The following is a 17,011-nucleotide window of genomic DNA, read 5'->3' as shown; positions in this document are numbered from 1 at the left end:
AAATCTTCCCACCTTGTAATTGAAGGATTAATGACGATTGCACCTTATTCGCCCGAAGATCCATCGGTCGCCCGGAAATGTTTTGATCAATTGGCTGAACTACGCCAATCATTACAGGAAAGCCATGGGGTAAGCTTGGATGAACTATCCATGGGTATGTCTGATGATTTGTTTCATGCTATTGCTGCTGGCAGCACGATGATTCGGGTCGGTTCAGCCTTGTTTGGCAGCCGAAAATAAATTTACGCTTATTTGGTTTTCAGGATGAAAATAAAATAGGCATAAAACCTAGATTAACTCCCTTAAATCTTGAACAGAAAGTTTTAAATTAGCGGCTTCTGATTCATCAAATACTTGTTCGAGTAACTTCCTTTTTCCTTTTTGCAGTTCTAGTACTTTTTCTTCCACGGTTCCTGTAGTGATAAATTTGTAGACATTAACTTGTTTATCTTGGCCAATTCGATGTGCCCTGTCTGTGGCTTGAGCTTCAGCGGCCGGATTCCACCATGGATCAAAATGAACCACCACATCTGCCGCCGTAAGGTTTAAACCAGTGCCTCCAGCCTTGAGGGAAATCAGGAATACCGGGATGGATTCGTCTTCTTGAAAACGATCGACTTGAGCCATGCGATCGGTAGTTGAACCATCAAGATAACAAAAGGGCAGATCAGCGGATTGAAGTTCAGCCTTGAGTAATTTAAGCACTTGAACGAATTGAGAGAAAACCAACATGCGGTGACCTCCTTCAAGGCAGTTGTAAAGCAGTTCTCGAAAGGCGTTCATTTTGCATGATCGATAAGTTTCCAAATCCGGATTAACCAATCGGGGGTCGCAACAGGTTTGGCGAAGGCGAAGGAGTTGAGTCAGCGTTTTCATACGCATTGCTCCTTCACTGGCCCCTGAATCTGCCATCTTATCTAGTTCGCTTTCGGCTGACCTTCTGACTTGTTCATAGCAATCTTTTTGGTCCTGGGTCAGATCAAGGTAGAGCACCTGTTCGATTTTCTCTGGAAGTTCTGGAGCAACTTCCCGTTTGGATCGGCGCAGTAGGTAGGGGGCTGCCTGTTTAAGAATTCTTTGTTCGTGCCAAACTCTTTCGTCTCCCCTGGTGCCTTCAGGTAGTCGGGGATTAGCGCCGGGAAGAAGAAATTCCAAGAGGGAAAGAAGGTCGGATACACTGTTTTCGATTGGAGTACCTGTGAGAAGCATACGCCCCTCAGATGTAAGGGATGCCGTGGCCTTGGCGTTTTGAGTTCGTCTGTTTTTAAGGTGTTGTGCTTCGTCGCCAATCACACAGAGAAAGGGAAAATCCCTGAACATTTCAAGGTCTCGAGAAAGCGTGCCGTAAGAGGTAATAATAAGGTCGAATTTGCCCAGGAAAGATGGGGTGGTCGCTCGGTTAGAGCCGTGGTGAGAGTATACCTGAAAGGACGGACAAAAACGGATGGCTTCTCGCTTCCAGTTTTCTACCAAAGAGGCAGGGCAGATAACGAGAGATGTTTTAACCGGGCCCCCTCGTTTTCTAAGGCATGATAAAAAGGCAAGAGTTTGCAGCGTTTTACCCAAGCCCATTTCATCCGCAAGGATACCTCCAAGACCATGGTCAAACAAATGAAGCATCCAGGCTGTTCCAATAATTTGATAAGGCCTGAGAATTTTTTCCAAACCGTCTTTGGGGATAGGCGAGTTTAGGGAAGAGAGGTCCCGCAGAGCTAGGCCGCGTTTTTTCCATTGAGCAGGCGGACGAAAGCGGGGGTCGGCTTCCGCTAAAAAAGTTTCCAGAGTTGTTGATTGAAAGCGGGAAACACAGTGAGAAGATTGGGCAAGCAAAGGGCTGTCAGTTTCTCCGGATGCCTGCCTTTGTACATGTGCGGTTTTTTCACGCAGTTCTTTGGTTAACAAAAAGGTAAGGTTTCCATGTTTGAAATGATTTCGCCCGGTTGCCAACGCATGTTCAATTTCCTCAATTGGAGCATCTCCTGCTTCAATTCTGGACTCAACCTCAATAAGTTCACCGCTTTCCTTGGCATTGATTCGCAGGACCGCATGTTTGATTGAAGAGGTAAGTTTTCGAAAATTCTCAGTGAAGACCGCATCGTAATCAAGATCGAGTTCTTCTTGGTGCGATGCTAAAAAGTCCAGTACCTTGGATGCATCTCTTAACCACCACCAGTGCCTGTGCGAGCGATCACGGATAAAACTCCACTCCCTGAGCAATCTCAAAACTTCTGAATGACTAGGGTGTTCGGAACTTGGCAGGATAATCCGTAAATATTCGGTCGAACCTTCCACCTCGATAGGAGGTCCATTATATTCAGGCAAATCGGCTACTGGGCTTTCTTCGGGAATGGGATCATTCACGCTGGTGATTTCACGAACTTTTCGCGGCTGCTTGGATTCAGGAGGATTCAGGTATTCGCTTACTCCTTCGAGTCCAGATTCGATCCAAGGGATGGAGGAGTCTGGAGAATTTGCCGGGTAAAAACACTCGATCCGATCCAACAGTTTGAGCAGTTCGTGGGCTTGCCCTAAATCGAGTTGAAAAAAAGAGGAAAGTTTTCCTCCGCACCATTGGGAAAGTGCAAACAGGGCTGAGCGCTCGGCGTCAGGTAATCCTGCCAAGTCTTCCATCTCACATTTTTCAGGAGGTAAACGGTCGCCCGTTTCCTTTTCCAGTTCAATCTTGGCAGGTATGGCGTTTCGCTGAACACACCCAGCTAGGGTGGGGGGGAGCAATATTCGCAACCTCAAAAGATGGCTGAATTCAGGTGTTTAGCGAGTGCGATGCTAAGGCCTCGTCCAAACCCTTGTTCGCAGGAGCACCCCCCATGGCAAAATCGGGTTTACCCCCACCTTTACCACCCAATTTATCGGAGAGTTCGGCCAGGTAAGTTCCTGCTTTATGCCCGGACTCAACCGCTTGCGAAGAACAGATACAAACCATTGAGCACTTCCCTTCTTTTTCGGAAGCAAGAAGAACCACCGAAGGGGCACATCTTTTATTAATTTGTGCGGTAAGGGCACGGAGGTCGTTGGGAGCGAGGTTGGTAACTTTTCCGGTTATGATTTTTATTCCATCCCGTTCTTTGGCAGAGTTAATAAGTCCATCGGCGATTCCTGACTGTCCTTTTTGCTCAATTGAACGCAGTTGTTTCTCCAAATTCTTTACCTTGCCCTGCATCTGATCAATCCTGCCGTCAAGTTCATGGGGTTGACAGCCCAAGCGTTTAAGTAATTGGTTGTAGCCATTAACGCGCTCATCTGTCCATTGGTAAGCTGAGAGCCCAGCCACTGCTTCTAAACGCCGGGTACCGGCAGAAATCGCAGATTCGGAAATCACGCGGATTGATCCAATTTCTCCACCGGTTTGGACATGAGTGCCTCCGCACAATTCCTGGCTCCATCCGCCGAGATCGACTACCCGGACCAATTCACCATATTTATCTCCAAAAAAAGCAATTACACCATCAGGTTTTTCTGAAAAGGGGATTTCATAGGTCTTAACTTGCTCATTGAGTAAAAGCTTTTCATTGGAAATTCGTTCTATCGTTTGCAACTTTTCCTCTGAAACCGCTTCGAAGTGAGAGAAATCAAAACGTAAACGATCTTGCTGTACGAGAGAACCGGCTTGTCGAACATGATCACCAAGCACTTCGCGCAGAGCCCAATGGAGAATATGAGTGGCAGTATGGTGTCTTTGTATTGCAAGTCTCTTGGCTAGGTCGACCGTTAGCGAAAAAGCCTTTCCAATTACCTCGCTGGCCCCTGAGTGGCCATCAACTTGGTGAAGGAAGCGACCATTTGAGTCTTTTGCCACATGTTTAACCTTGAGGGAAGTACCCTCAAAATGAGCTGTTCCCGTGTCTGACATTTGTCCGCCCATTTCCGCGTAAAAAGGGGATTGGTCGAGCACAAGGTACTTTTTATCTTCTTGCTCGATCCAATCAATACAGGTGGCTGAAAAATCATTGAGGCAGGAAAGATCGTACCCAGTAAAAATCGTCGAATCTGCACAATCTGAGCTCTCAGAGACGAGAATATCGACCGATTTGTGAGCTTTGCGGGCCCGCTTTCTTTGAGCGTCCATCTGGGCCTCGAATTCTTGATGATCGATGGTTAAGCCGCGCTCCCTGGCCATTAATTCCGTTAGGTCAATAGGGAACCCGAAAGTATCGTACAACTTGAACGCAAATTTGCCGGATAAGGCTTGGCCTGCCTCCATTCCCTTGGTTTCACGAGAAAATAGTTCAATTCCTCGATCAAGGGTTTTGTTAAATGATTCTTCTTCCGATCGGAGAGTCTTTTCGATTAGTTCTTTTCTTTCAGTAAGTTCCGGGAAAAACTCTCCCATTTGATCAACTAATACTGGTACTAATTTATAAAAAAATGGATCCGTGAACCCCAGGGTTCTTCCGTAGCGAACTGCTCTTCGAAGAATTCGCCGAAGGACATAATTCCGGTCGCTATTTCCGGGTAGTATTCCATCGGCAATGGAAAAAGATAGGGCACGTAAATGATCAGCAATTACCCGAAATGCGACATCTGTTTCTTCCTGTCCTTCAGTCGGTTTGCCGTTATTGGGCAGGGTAGATTGGTAACTCATTCCTGACATTTCTTCCAGTTTTTGAAAAAGCGGAGAAAAAACATCGGTATCGTAATTCGAAGCGGGCTTGGAAAAATCAGTAAATTGTTTGGTGGCCTGAATTACCGCGGCTACCCGTTCAAAGCCCATCCCAGTATCCACATGCTTCGATCCAAGCGGTGAGAATGTTCCTCGCTTGTCAGCATTGAACTGAATAAATACTAGATTCCAGATTTCGATACACAAGTGGGAGTCCGCATTGACTAGTTTTCCTCCGCTGTCTCCATTGGGAGTTAAATCGAGATGGAGTTCAGAGCAGGGACCACACGGGCCGGTTTCCCCCATCATCCAAAAATTGTCTTTTTTTCCGCCCGTAACCACATGAATGGATGGATCAAGTCCTGCCTTCTGGAAAATTTCCGACCACAAATCATGAGCCTCCTGGTCAAAATCTGCCGGGTCTCCAACACCTGGCTTATAAACAGTGGCATAGAGACGCTCCGGGGGGAATTTCCATACATCTACCAAAAGTTCCCACGCCCATTCGATGGCTTCTTTTTTAAAGTAGTCGCCAAACGACCAATTACCCAACATCTCGAAAAAAGTATGGTGGTAGGTGTCCAACCCAACATCTTCTAAATCGTTGTGCTTTCCTCCTGCTCGGATACATTTCTGGGTGTCTGATATCCTAGAGCTTGATGCCTGCTGATCCCCAAGGAAATAGGGAACAAATTGATTCATTCCCGCGTTGGTAAACAATAAGTTAGGCGATTCTGGAAGCAAGGACGCAGAGGAGACAATCTTATGGTTTTTGGAGGCAAAAAAATCAAGAAATGATTTCCTGATGTCGGTGGCTTTCATTCTTGGTAGATAGCTTATTTTTTAAATGATTCTTGAAAGGATGGCATTTCCCATTTCCTCTGTGCCGACTGCTGTTCCTCCCTGAGCAATATCTCCGGTACGCAATCCAGAGCGAATCGTTTCCTTGACTGCATTTTCAATTGCTTGGGCAGCGTTCTCCATTCCAAAACTGTAACGGAGCATGAGAGCTGCACTTAGGACTTGGGCACAAGGATTGGCCAGTCCTTGACCAGCGATGTCTGGGGCGGTGCCTCCCGCCGGTTCGTACAAGCCGTAAGGATGTCCCGTCGAATTTTTCCCAGTACCTAAACTGGCAGATGCAAGCATGCCCAATGATCCACAAATTACCGCGAGTTCATCTGAAAGGATATCTCCAAACATATTTTCTGTAAGTAAAACATCGAATTGATTGGGGTTTCTGACCAATTGCATCGCGGCGTTATCAACATACATGTGAGAGAGCTCGATGGTTGGGTCCAGGTTTTTCACACAATCAACAACCGTCTGCCTCCAAAGAACAGATGTCTCTAGAACGTTTGCTTTATCGACCGAGCATATTTTTTTTCCTCGTAGAGCAGCTGCCCGTACTGCCACTTCTGTGATACGTTCAACCTCTCCGGACCGATATACCATAGTGTCGATCGCTTCTTTTTGTCCATCTTCGAGAGTACGAGTGCTCTTCGGTTGCCCAAAATAAATACCGCCTGTGAGTTCGCGTACGCAGAGGACATCAATACCTGCACTGGCTACATCAGATCGTAGAGGGGACAAGTCAGCCAATTCGGGAAAGAGGTTACCGGGGCGTAAATTGGCAAATAATTCAAATGCCTTTCTAAGTGGAAGTAGGGCTGCCCTTTCTGGTTGTTCCTTTGGGGGTAGGCTTTCCCACTTTGGACCTCCCACAGAGCCGAAAAGAATGGCATCTACTGCTTGGCAGGCTTTTAGAGTAGATTCAGGTAGGGCTGTTCCATGATTATCTATGCCGATTCCACCCACATCGTGGCAAGTGGTCTCACAAGAAAAATTGTGTGCCTTGCCGGTTTTTTCCAAAACCTTAAGGGCAACAGACATGACTTCGGTCCCGATACCGTCTCCGGGTAGATTAGTGAAGTGTATGGTATTCATCAAAAAGACGATTAGTTCTAATCGATGTGAGGGTTCCTGCAAAGAGGAAAAAGTATCCGTCTTAAGATGAGTATGTATGCGTTGACAAAAATAAGCTTCCTGATATCTTGAAAACCTTCATTATAGTCTAGTCCATAGGGGGCGGGCACTTTGCTCGTCCTTTTTTATATCAATTAACCAATTACAATATCCAGCCCATGAGCAGCGAAATTCTCGCAGTCCTTGAATACATGGAGAAAGAAAAGGGCATCAGTCGTCCCGACATGATTGCCACGATCGAAAACGCGGTGAAAGCCGCCGCTGAACGCGGTGGTGCCAATTCCGAACCCAGTGAAGTCAAGGTGGAGATTAACCAGAAAAGTGGAGCTCTTCAGGCTTGGACTTTACTTGAGGTTGTGGAATCTGTATCTGACACAGCTCGCGAGATCCATTTAGACAAAGCTAGGCTTTATGCAGACAATCCTCAAGTTGGGGACATTGTTGAACGGGAAATGGATCCTGCCTACCTTGGACGAATTGCAGCAAAAACTGCTGAACAAGCAATCAAGCAAAGGCTTCGGCAATTCGAGAAAGAGCATATTTATGATGAATTCCGAGATCAGGTAAGCAATCTTGTTACCGGTACTGTTCGGCGCAAAGAACGAGGCGATCTGATTGTGGAAGTGGGTAAAGCTGAAGCTCTATTACCTTGGCGTGAACAGGCACCAGGAGAAGACTGGGTGCCAGGTGAGCGCATTCGTTGCCTACTCATAAAACTTGAACAACAAGGGCGAGGTCCGGAACTAATTCTTAGTCGTTCCAGTCTCAATTTTGTTCGCAAGCTTTTTGAAATGGAAGTTTCCGAAATTGCAGATGGCACCGTCACTTTAGCGGCCATGGCAAGAGAACCTGGATACCGTACAAAAGTTTGTGTGAAAAGCACCGATCCTAAAGTCGATCCGGTTGGTGCCTGTGTAGGTGCACGGGGAGGTCGTGTTAAAAGCATTGTTCGTGAAATGAATGGTGAGAAAGTAGATATTGTTCGTTGGTTTGAAGATCCAGTTGAACAATTAGTCGAAGCGCTTAAGCCCGCGGTTCCCCAAAATGTCAACTTAGACAGGGACAAGCGACGCATGTATTTCGAAGTTAAAGAAGACGACCTTTCCGTAGCTATTGGCAGGAAAGGTATTAATGCTCGCTTAACATCCAGGTTGCTCGGATGGAAATTAGACATTGGTAAGGTAGTCGTTAAGGAAGTAGGTTTTGATGAGCGTAAAACGAAAGCAGCTGAGGGACTTACTTCAGTAGGGATTAAGTTCGAGGTTGCTGATCGCCTGGTTGCTTTCGGATTAGTCAGTCCTGAGGCTTTTGAAGGTGTTACTCAAACTGATTTAATCGGTCTGGGTTTTGATGAGCCTACTGCTCTACACATTTTAGAGAAGGTTTCCTCTCCGACTCCTTCCGAACAACCCGAATCCTAATTTAGTACCTAAGAGCAAGACTGTAAGAATTTATGAGTGTAAGAATTCACGCGATAGCCAAAGAGACCAATAAAACCAGCAAGGAGGTCATTGAATTATTGGCAGAACGTGGATATGAGATTAAAAGTGCTTCTTCTACGATCGACAATATCACTGCCCAGTCCTTGATTGAAGAGTTTAAGAAGGAAGCACCTGAAGTGGTTGAAGTGAATTCGCCTCAAGTTGAAGAAACAAAGGAGTCTACAGAAGAATCTAAGGCTGTTCCTTTTGTTAAAACCAAGAAGGATTTAGATCGCGAAAAAGAAGATAAAGAAAGAGCGGAACTTGAAGCCAAGGCTGCTCTTGCTGACGAACAGGAAGTTTCGAGTGAACCAAGCCCTGCCAAACCGGTCTTACCTCCCGAGCCTGAAACTGCTGGAGCTGCTCCAAGCTTACCCCCGCCACCAGTCAAGCAAGCAGCGGTAGTACCTTCGCCACCATCCCCTGCTCAGCCGTCTTTGCCATCCCCGCCAAGCACTCCGATCCCAGATGATTCAGGGGGAATCGTTGAAGGCAATTTGATTATTGTTAAACCTCCGATTGTCGTCAGAGATTTTGCTGGTTTGATTGGACTCAAACCTTTTCAGTTGATCTCTGAACTCATGGAAATGGGCATTTTTGCCTCCATGAACCAAGCAATCGAAGAAGATGTCGCCAGTAAGGTCGCGAAAACCAAAGGTTTTGATTTAGAAATTCGTCATCGTGGAGAAAAAACTGAGCCCAAGCCGAAGAAAATTAAGGAAGTGGTTGATGAAAGTGACGAAAAGTTCCTAGAACCTCGTCCACCTATCGTTTGTATCCTTGGTCATGTAGACCATGGCAAAACCACTTTGCTCGATACAATTCGCAAAGCAAACGTGGTTGATGGTGAGGCAGGAGGCATTACTCAGCATGTCGGTGCTTATCAAATTGACCACAACGGTCAAAAAATCACTTTTCTTGACACTCCTGGCCACGCGGCTTTCTCCAAGATTCGTGAACGTGGAGCTAACCTTACGGATGTTAGTATATTGGTGATCGCCGCCGATGATGGCTTTATGCCTCAATCAGAGGAAGCCCTAAAGTTCGCCCAGCGTTCTCAATCATCCCTTATGGTTGCCATCAATAAGACAGATTCAAAAGGTGCTGATATTGATAAGGTTAAAACTCAAATGCAGGAGCGTTCCATTCCTGCTGAGGACTGGGGTGGAGATGTTGTTACTGTTCCCATTTCTGCTCTCAAGGGAGAAAATATCGAAGAACTTCTTGATATGGTTTTGTTGCAGGCGGAGTTAATGGAACTTAAGGCCAATCCATCTGCGATTACTGAAGCTATAGTAATCGAAGCCCGTATGGAAGTGGGAAGAGGTCCCACAGCAACGGTAATCGTTCAAAAAGGAACTCTCAAAATCGGCGATTCATTCCATTGCGGTTCTGTATATTGTAAGGTTAAGGCTTTAATAGATGATCAGGGCAATAAGCTTAAATCGGCTCCTCCTTCCACCCCGGTAAATGTTTTAGGTTGGTCGGAAGTTCCTGATTGTGGAGCAATTTGTAAGGGAGTGAAAAATGAGCGAGTTGCCAGGCGTGAAGCTGATGAACACGCTGTCATGGAAAAGAAACTTTTAGCTATTCCGGTTGAGGAAACTATTGAAGAGTCTGTAGGAGAAACTGGTGATTCCGAAAACACTGCCGCTGTGGATGCTCTTTTTGCTGCCATAAGTAAGAGTAAATCAACCGCTTATCGCGTTATAATTAAGGGTGATGTCCGAGGTTCTGTCGAAGCGTTGAAAGATTCGCTTAATTTAATCGAAAGCGATAAGGTACTCCTTGAAATTATTCATTCAGATGTTGGACAGGTTACCAAAAATGATGTCAAAATGGCCAATACATCTAATGCTGATATTTTGGCTTTTAATGTAAAATTGGAAAATGGAGTTATGGGTGAAGCCAAGCATTTGGGCGTTCAACTTTACCATAACAGTATTATTTACCAGCTCATTGACTTGGTTAAAGAAAACATGTCCGAATTGCTTGAACCAGAACTAGTCGAAAATAAGACTGGTCGTGCTGAAGTTCGTCAGGTATTTCGTATCAGTAAAAGCAGGGCGGTTGCTGGTTGCATGATTATGGAAGGTGTCATTACCCGAAATAAAGGTGCTCGATTGGTCCGCTCTGGAGAAGTTATTGCTGAGGGGAAAATTGATACATTACGCCGATTCAAAGATGATGTGACCGAAGTAAAAGCAGGTTTTGAATGTGGTATGCGTTTAGATTCCTTCGACAAATATGAAGAAGGAGATGTTATCGAGACTTTTGAAATCGATAAGATCCGCCCAAAGCTGTAATTTTTAAATTTGTATCCTATGAGCCTGCGATTAGCTAGGGTCAATGAATTGGTCAAAAGAGAAATCGGTAATTACTTAAGTACCAGGTATGGTGCTGAGACTGTAAGGTGGACAATAACCTCTGTAGATGTAGCTGCAGATTTACGCAACGCTACCGTTGCCTATTCGGTTGTGGGAGATGATTTGAGTGCTCGTGAAGCTCAACAGTTCTTTCGCAAACACGCTGGTGAAATCCGAGGAGTGGTAAGTAAGTATGTCATTTTGAAATACTCGCCGAAACTTCAATTTGTTAGAGACTTAGGGATCGAGCGCGGTAATCGGGTAATGGAGATTTTGGATACTCTGGATGAACAGACTGAAGTTGGGAAATAGCTTTCAATTATTGGTGTCACAGCGTGTCAATGCTGTGTCATGATTTGAGCCACCCTGTCACAGTTTATTCTTTATTATTCGCCCATTAAACATTTCTTTTATCAGAAGTAATTGTTATTCAGTGATTTAATGATTATTTTTGAGTGGGCACGGAAGGTGCAGTAAAATTACCGTGAGTAAAATATTAGGTATAGATTTAGGTACAAGTAATTCATGCATGGCGGTAATGGAAGCAGGCGAGCCTAAGGTAATTCCCAATTCCGAGGGTAATCGCACAACACCATCGATTGTTGCTTTTTCCAAAACGGGAGAGCGTATTGTTGGCCAAGCCGCCAAGAGACAGGCAGTTACAAATCCACACAACACCATTTATTCAGCCAAGAGGTTGATCGGGCGCAAATTCGAAGAAATTAAGGACGAAGTGAGCACACTTCCTTTTAAGGTTATAGAAGGCAAGAATGGTGCCGCTGTTATCGAATGTGAGATTGATGGTAAAACCGAAACTTTTATGCCCGAACAAATTGCTTCCATGGTTTTAGGTAAGCTAAAAGCTGATGCCGAAGCATATTTGGGAGAACCTGTTACTCAGGCAGTGATAACTGTCCCTGCCTATTTTAATGACGATCAACGTCGGGCAACCAAAGATGCGGGTGCAATTGCGGGATTGGAGGTCATGAGAATAATTAATGAACCCACTGCAGCTTCACTTGCTTATGGCTTGGATAAAAAGGGTGAGGAAACCATCGCGGTCTATGATTTAGGAGGTGGAACATTTGATATAAGCGTATTGGAAATTGCAGACGGAGTTTTTGAAGTAAAAGCAACCAATGGAGATACCCAGCTTGGTGGTGATAATTGGGACGACAAAATTATCAATTGGTTGGTAGATGATTTTAAAAAAGAACAGGGGATAGATCTCTCTGGCGATGCCATGGCTATGCAGCGTCTTAAAGAAGAAGCTGAAAAAGCTAAAATGGCTCTATCGTCTTCCCAATCCACCGATATTAACCTTCCATTTATTACGGCGGACTCATCGGGTCCAAAGCACTTGAATGTTACTTTCAGCCGGTCTAAGCTAGAGCAAATCTGTGACGATCTTTACGAGCGTACTAAAAATCCGTTCAAATCCTGTTTAGAAGATTCAGGGTTAAGTATTGGTGAAGTAGGCAACCTAGTTTTAGTAGGTGGAATGACCCGGAGCCCTCGTGTTGTCGAGATCGCTAAAGAATTGGGTGGTAAAGACCCTAACCAAGGAGTAAATCCTGACGAAGTGGTTGCCATCGGAGCTGCTATCCAAGGTGCAGTGTTGCAAGGTGATGTTAACGACGTTTTGCTCTTGGATGTAACGCCGTTGACCTTGGGGATTGAAACTGCCGGTGCTGTTTCCACTCCGATGATCGAGCGCAATACGACCATACCTACTAAGAAGTCTCAAGTTTTCTCGACCGCTGCAGATAACCAGCCTGCTGTGGATATCGTGGTTCTTCAAGGTGAGCGTTCAATGTCTCAAGACAATAAAACCTTGGGTACATTCAAACTTGATGGAATCCGGCCCGCACCTCGTGGAACGCCTCAAGTTGAAGTGACTTTTGATATCGATGCTAACGGTATTCTTAATGTAACCGCAAAAGATAAGGATACAGGTAAAGATCAAAAAATAACTATCTCTGGTTCTTCAAGCATGGATGATGATGAAGTGGATAGGCTTAAGAAAGAAGCTGAAAAATTTGCCGATCAAGACAAAGAGAAAAAAGAAGCCGTGCAGACTCGGAATGATTTGGACTCTTTAGTATATCAATGTGAAAAGCAACTTACTGATCTTGGCGACAAGGCTACGGATGAGTTAAAGAAGATGACCGATGATATGTTGGCAGATGCCAAAAAAGTTTTGGACGATCAATCATCAACAACCTCTGCTATAAAAGAAGCTAAGGAAAAACTTGAGAAAGGCTTTGAGGAATTGGCTAAACTAGCTGCCCAAGCGGGTGGTGGTGCCACCGACCCAGCGGCCGCTGCGGCAGCTCAATCTCAATCAAGCGGCGACAATAAATCAAAAGAAGATGACATTGTTGATGCTGATTTTGAAGTCGTAGACGATGAAAATGACGACAAGAAAAAATCCTAGTGAATAGTCATAATTTCGGAAAACAGTCAGAAATACTGCCTTTCCAACCGTTAATCATTAATATCTAAACCAACCCAAAAAACAAAGGAATATGAGCAAACCAAAAATCACTCCGTTGGGAGATCGTGTACTCGTCAAGCAAGTCGATGAAGACGAGCAAATTAAAGGCGGGATCATTATCCCCGATTCAGCAAAGGAAAAGCCGCAGGAAGCGGAAGTTGTAGCCCTAGGAACAGGAAAAAAGGATGACGCCGGTAACGACGTTCCTTTTCAAGTTAAAAAGGGAGACAAAGTTTTAATCAGTAAGTACGGCGGAACCGATGTGAAGGTCGATGATGTTGAATACAAGATCCTTCGCGAGGAAGATATCCTCGGAATTGTAGCTTGAATCTAATCGCAAATCATAAATTTCTAAAAACTAAAAAGTAATTATGGCTAAACAAATCTTATTCGACGAAGCCGCCCGCAAGAAAGTTCTTAAAGGCGTGTCGACACTTGCTGATGCAGTCAGCGTAACGCTAGGACCTAAGGGTCGTAATGTCTTAATCGACAAAAAGTTTGGTTCTCCAACAGTCACCAAGGATGGTGTGACCGTGGCCAAAGAAATCGACCTTGAAGATCCCTACGAAAATATGGGTGCTCAAATGGTTCGTGAAGTCGCATCTAAAACATCTGACCTTGCTGGCGATGGAACAACTACGGCCACTGTTTTGGCTCATTCCATCTATCGCGAAGGATTGAAGAATGTGGCAGCTGGTGCAAACCCTGTCTACATGAAACGTGGAATCGACAAGGCTGTTGAAGCTGGAGTTGCCAAACTCTTACGTGACAGCAAAAAGGTTTCTGACCGCGAAGAAGTTCGCCAAGTAGCTACCGTTTCTGCCAACTGGGATGACGAAATCGGTGTTATCATTGCAGATGCAATGGACAAAGTGGGCAAAGACGGAACGATTACCGTAGAAGAAGCTAAAAGCATCGAGACAACCTTGGATGTCGTTGAAGGTATGCAGTTTGACAAGGGATACTTAAGTCCTTACTTCTGCACGAATAATGACACAATGGAAGCTGCGTTAGATGACTGTTACATTCTCATTCACGAGAAGAAAATCAGTGCTCTAAGTGATTTGCTTCCTCTTCTCCAGTTGGTTTCTAAGCAAGGTAAACCCCTTCTTATCATCGCTGAAGATGTTGAGGGAGAAGCTCTTGCCGCTCTCGTGGTCAATAAATTACGTGGTACTCTTAATGCATGTGCAGTTAAGGCTCCTGGTTTTGGAGATCGTCGTAAAGAAATGCTTCGTGACTTAGCAATCTTAACCGGCGGACGTTGTCTTACCGAGGATCTTGGTATTAAGTTGGAAAATGTTCAACTTGCTGACCTTGGACAAGCAAAGCGTGTATCTGTTGATAAAGAAAACACTGTTCTCGTTGAAGGTGCAGGAAAAGCTTCTGATATCCAAGGACGCGTTAAGCAAATCCGTCGTCAGATTCAAGAGACTACTTCCGACTACGATCGTGAAAAATTACAGGAACGCTTGGCTAAGTTAGCTGGTGGAGTTGCTGTAATAAGTGTTGGTGCTGCCACAGAGCCTGAAATGAAGGAAAAGAAAGCTCGTGTTGAAGATGCATTGCATGCAACCCGTGCTGCAGTTGAAGAAGGTATTCTTCCAGGTGGTGGTGTTGCTTTACTTCGTGCCAGAAATGCGATTGATAAGGCTGCTGCTGCTCTCGAAGGTGATGAGCAAATTGGTGCAAGCATTGTTCTTCGAGCAATTGAAGCTCCTTTGCGTAAACTTTGTGACAACGCTGGGGTCGAAGGTTCCTTGGTTGTTCAACAAGTACTTAAGTCAAAATCAGGCAATGGTTACAATGTAGCTACAGACAAATACGAAGATTTGATCAAAGCCGGGGTTGTAGATCCAACCAAGGTTACAAGAACTGCATTACAAAACGCTGGTTCCGTTTCTGGTCTTCTATTAACAACCGACTGCATGATTACAGACATTCCTGAAAAGGAGGCACCTGCTCCTGCTGGACATGGTCACGATCATGGTATGATGTAAGGTTTTATCTTACGATTTCTTTGAAAAGGCGTTCTCCTCGGAGAACGCCTTTTCTTTTTGCCTTAAAACAAAAAGAATCTTGGTTATTGGATTAGCAAATTGAAGAACAATCCTTAACCAGATGCTTGGGGAAGCTTAGATTGTTTAGAATATCGATCAGATTGTTCGTCTGCATGATAAGACGAACGAACAAGAGGACCTGATTCAACTACTTCAATACCAAGTTTATGAGCTTCGTCTTTCCAATTATCGAATTCATCAGGGGTAACCCAACGGTCAATCGGGGCGTACTCTTTACTGGGTTGCAGGTATTGCCCAAGTGTAAGAACATTAAGGCCAATACTTGCTAAATCCTTGAGGGCCTGCCTTATTTCTGCTTCCTTTTCTCCAAGTCCAAGCATAATACCTGATTTGATTGGAAATTCCCGGCTTTTTGCATGGGCTAGGACATCGAGACTTCTTTGGTAGTGAGCAGATTTTCGGATTGGGCGCTGTAGGCGTTCGACAGTTTCCAAATTATGATTAAAAATATTTGGATTGGCGTTCAATACGATATCCAGGCTTTTAAAATCTCCTTTAAAATCAGGAACTAAAACTTCAATCGCGGTGTTTGGATTACGGTATCTTACCGCCCGAATTGTAGCAGCCCATACTTTTGCCCCTCCATCCGGAAGGTCATCCCGTGCCACAGATGTGAGTACGCAGTGCTTAAGCCCCATTTTAGCAACTGCATCTGCAACACGTGGAGGTTCTGCTAGGTCAAGTTCGGTAGGTTTACCTGTTTGTACGGCACAGAAAGAGCATGCTCGGGTACAGATATTACCTAGAATCATCAAGGTTGCAGTTCCTCGAGACCAGCATTCACCCATGTTTGGACATTGAGCACTCTGGCAAACCGTGTGGAGTTGGTTCTCGTCTACAAGAGTTCTTACCTTACCGTATTCAGGACCGGATGGTAATTTAGCTCTTAACCATTTAGGTTTGGCAATTCTTTCTTTGGCGGAGCTCATGAATTTTCTTCTAAATCCAGTTTATCTCCAATCGTTTGAACATACTCCGCTGTTGAGTCGTTTTTTTCTAAAACTGAAAAACCATGCTTTTGTAAATTATCCGCAGATAATGTTTTGTTTTCCCTAAGGCTAGAATGCCTAAGAGTGAGTGAAGGGGAATCAATTATCCTTTTTATCGGTTCACCGGTAATTGGGTGTTTTACAAGAGGTTTATCTGTTAATGCTTGTTCCACTTCAATATACTCCTCGGTATTACCTTTATTTAATACCAAGTATTTAAAAATCGGCATAACAGACAAAGTGCTCAAGCAGATTTTTTCTTCCTTGGTGGAAATTCAAAACCTATTGAACCATTATCTTTTAATAACAAATTGGCATCAAAACGTCTTTTGGTTCTTCGTGAAATAAACCCCTTTATAAGACCGGTCTTTTTATCAACTACCAATTTCTTTAGTTCTTCAACCGGAATTTCCTTATCTAAAAGTTTACGGGTAATTCTGAAATTACAGCTACCATCATCGGAAACTCTTTTGTTGTTCGAGCAGATAAAAGAAAGGTCTGTTTGACGAATAGATCCTTTGCATAAAGGACAATCAACAATTTCAGGAGCGGATTTAATCATCTCCTTTTCAATTGATTCTTCCTGTTCATTTTTTGAGTTATCAAAAAGAAAGGAGATTTTGTAATCATCTTCCATTTTTAACATCGCCGAGAATCTTTTTCCTGTCTTTGCGATGAAATCATCTAAAGGACCGACCCGTTTGTCTTTAAGTAAAATTCCCACTTCTTCAACGGTAAGTCTTCGACCAGCTATATTCTTAGATATTTTAAAATCTCCAGATTCATTCTGGTAATTGTTTAGTCCCTCGAAAAGGGGTTGCTCATCAATAGGGGAACGTAGGTTTGTTTCCTTGAGGGATACTTTCGTCTCATCAAATCCTGTGGTTTTTTCAACAAAATCTTTGGTCATGGACGAAATTCCTTCCATGAAGGTAGCTCTGGACATTTTACCATCTTCAATCATACGAAGCTTTTGCTCCCATTCCCCAG

Annotated in this window: 13 protein-coding genes; 7 read left to right on the top strand and 6 right to left on the bottom strand. The window is 44.4% G+C overall.

Annotated elements, in window-relative coordinates:
- A partial coding sequence (locus ACKPQ4_RS00995; protein WP_407679345.1) for an alanine racemase occupies positions 1–240 on the top strand: 240 nt, incomplete at its 5' end.
- Between the two features lie 48 nt (positions 241–288).
- On the opposite strand, the gene ACKPQ4_RS00990 is transcribed toward ACKPQ4_RS00995, so the two are convergent.
- The 3 genes from ACKPQ4_RS00990 to leuB are packed head-to-tail and all read right to left on the bottom strand — an operon-like array spanning position 289 to position 6,568.
- Positions 289–2,745, bottom strand: a complete 2,457-nt coding sequence (locus ACKPQ4_RS00990; protein ID WP_407679344.1) for a DEAD/DEAH box helicase — start codon at positions 2,743–2,745, stop codon at positions 289–291.
- A gap of 19 nt (positions 2,746–2,764) precedes the next feature.
- A complete protein-coding gene (gene alaS / locus ACKPQ4_RS00985; protein WP_407679343.1) occupies positions 2,765–5,443 on the bottom strand; it encodes an alanine--tRNA ligase in 2,679 nt (892 codons plus the stop codon).
- 21 nt (positions 5,444–5,464) lie between these two features.
- Entirely contained in the window at positions 5,465–6,568 is a 1,104-nt protein-coding gene (gene leuB, locus ACKPQ4_RS00980) for a 3-isopropylmalate dehydrogenase (RefSeq protein ID WP_407679342.1), read from the bottom strand.
- 197 nt (positions 6,569–6,765) lie between these two features.
- On the opposite strand from leuB, the gene nusA reads away from it, so the two are divergent.
- From nusA to groL, 6 genes are all read left to right on the top strand, one after another.
- Complete coding sequence (nusA, locus tag ACKPQ4_RS00975) at positions 6,766–8,028, top strand: transcription termination factor NusA (RefSeq protein ID WP_407679341.1); 1,263 nt, start codon at positions 6,766–6,768, stop codon at positions 8,026–8,028.
- A 32-nt stretch (positions 8,029–8,060) separates the two neighbouring features.
- The gene (gene infB / locus ACKPQ4_RS00970) at positions 8,061–10,394 is read left to right on the top strand and encodes a translation initiation factor IF-2 (protein ID WP_407679340.1); all 2,334 of its coding nucleotides are present in this window, start codon (positions 8,061–8,063) and stop codon (positions 10,392–10,394) included.
- A gap of 18 nt (positions 10,395–10,412) precedes the next feature.
- Complete coding sequence (gene rbfA, locus ACKPQ4_RS00965) at positions 10,413–10,766, top strand: 30S ribosome-binding factor RbfA (RefSeq protein WP_407679339.1); 354 nt, start codon at positions 10,413–10,415, stop codon at positions 10,764–10,766.
- A gap of 172 nt (positions 10,767–10,938) precedes the next feature.
- Positions 10,939–12,891, top strand: a complete 1,953-nt coding sequence (gene dnaK / locus ACKPQ4_RS00960; RefSeq protein WP_407679338.1) for a molecular chaperone DnaK — start codon at positions 10,939–10,941, stop codon at positions 12,889–12,891.
- A 91-nt stretch (positions 12,892–12,982) separates the two neighbouring features.
- Positions 12,983–13,279 (top strand): co-chaperone GroES, encoded by a 297-nt coding sequence (locus tag ACKPQ4_RS00955; RefSeq protein WP_407679337.1) that lies wholly within the window; start codon positions 12,983–12,985, stop codon positions 13,277–13,279.
- A 43-nt stretch (positions 13,280–13,322) separates the two neighbouring features.
- Positions 13,323–14,951: a chaperonin GroEL gene (groL, locus tag ACKPQ4_RS00950; protein WP_407679336.1), complete on the top strand. Its 1,629-nt coding sequence runs from the start codon at positions 13,323–13,325 to the stop codon at positions 14,949–14,951.
- Between the two features lie 113 nt (positions 14,952–15,064).
- On the opposite strand, the gene lipA is transcribed toward groL, so the two are convergent.
- From lipA to ACKPQ4_RS00935, 3 genes are all read right to left on the bottom strand, one after another.
- Positions 15,065–15,961 carry a lipoyl synthase gene (lipA, locus tag ACKPQ4_RS00945; RefSeq protein WP_407679335.1) on the bottom strand — a complete coding sequence of 299 codons (897 nt, stop codon included), beginning with the start codon at positions 15,959–15,961 and terminating at the stop codon, positions 15,065–15,067.
- A complete protein-coding gene (locus ACKPQ4_RS00940) occupies positions 15,958–16,269 on the bottom strand; it encodes a hypothetical protein (RefSeq protein ID WP_407679334.1) in 312 nt (103 codons plus the stop codon). Before ACKPQ4_RS00940 ends, lipA begins: the two co-directional genes overlap by 4 nt.
- On the bottom strand, positions 16,266–17,011 hold a 746-nt coding region (locus tag ACKPQ4_RS00935), incomplete at its 5' end, for a topoisomerase C-terminal repeat-containing protein (protein ID WP_407679333.1). The genes ACKPQ4_RS00935 and ACKPQ4_RS00940, both read right to left, overlap by 4 nt.

Source organism: Candidatus Chordibacter forsetii (assembly GCF_964187505.1).
Lineage (GTDB): Bacteria > Verrucomicrobiota > Verrucomicrobiia > Opitutales > Seribacteraceae > Chordibacter > Chordibacter forsetii.
This window is presented reverse-complemented; position numbering and strand designations above follow the sequence as displayed.